Here is a 1,029-nt window from a genome sequence, read left to right as displayed (position 1 = left end):
ATATTATAACATGTGGTAAAGGAACCGGATGGTCTTTAAAGTTAAGTCTTAGTGGCGGTGTGGCGGGATTTGATGAACAGGCATTACAAACAGATAAGACAGATCTTGGTATACGTATTTATCAGAATGATAAACCATTTCGCCCCGGAAGTTCATTAAATATTGATATTAACAGTCCGCCTCGTTTGGAAGCAGTTCCGGTCAAAAAGGATGGAGCTGTTCTAACCAAAGGGGCGTTCGAGTCTTGGGCTACGTTACGTGCTGACTATGAATAAGGGCAAGCGATGAACTGGGTTAAATCGCAGCAGCATAGCTGCTGCCGTGTTCTGCAAACTTTATTTTGGACAATACTGCCGATGTTGGGTTTGACTACATTTTCGCTAAGAGCACAAGATAATAATGTGCATTTGCACGGTGCTATTGTGGCAGAACCTTGTATCATCGCTCCAGGAGATGATGAGATATATCTGGATTTCAATAATGTCGTCGGCAAATACTTGTATCTAAATACTCGCACACCTGGCCAAAAATTTGAAATTCGCCTTGTTGAGTGTGATATCAACTTAGGGAAAAGTGTGAAGATAACTTTCACTGGAAAGGAGAATGTAACCTTGCCGGGGTTGCTTGATATTGATGCCAGCAGTGAGGCGAGTGGTATTGCTATTGGATTAGAGACGTTGGATGCCAAGCCTTTAGCACTAAATAAGGCAAGTGACGTTTTTTTGTTGAAGAAAGGGGACACTCCCATCGAGCTAAAGGCCTATATAAAAGGAGAGCCAAAAGCGATAGTAAATAGAACCATCGGCTACGGTAACTTCAGTGCGGTTGCAACATTTAGTCTTGAGTATGAGTGACTATTAATCAGATATGTTAAAGGGAGTATTTCGCTAGCTGAGTCTAATTATTTCCCTTATAATAGCAATAAATAGATGTAGCTGAAAAATAATTTATTGTAAAAGCTCGGCGTGTAGGAAACTGCCGAACGTTGAAAATAATTAATGGCGTGTGTCGATTAAACCTGATGTTATG

General features: G+C 40.8%; 2 protein-coding genes. Both read left to right on the top strand.

Annotated features, from left to right (window positions below):
• The coding region (locus AB8804_RS23255) for a fimbrial protein (protein ID WP_371190297.1) at positions 1 to 275 on the top strand (275 nt) is incomplete at its 5' end.
• 9 nt (positions 276 to 284) lie between these two features.
• Positions 285 to 854 carry a fimbrial protein gene (locus tag AB8804_RS23250; RefSeq protein ID WP_371190296.1) on the top strand — a complete coding sequence of 190 codons (570 nt, stop codon included), beginning with the start codon at positions 285 to 287 and terminating at the stop codon, positions 852 to 854.
• The last annotated feature ends 175 nt before the right edge of the window (positions 855 to 1,029 follow it).

The organism is Enterobacter sp. KBR-315C3_2022, from assembly GCF_041399425.1.
Lineage (GTDB): Bacteria > Pseudomonadota > Gammaproteobacteria > Enterobacterales > Enterobacteriaceae > Enterobacter.
Note: the sequence above shows the minus strand (reverse complement) of the source record. Positions and strands in the feature narration are given on the sequence as shown.

Excerpts from the sequence above, each read along its gene's own strand:
- AB8804_RS23250 (WP_371190296.1), top strand. The coding sequence starts at position 285 with ATGAACTGGGTTAAATCGCAGCAGCATAGCTGCTGCCGTGTTCTGCAA.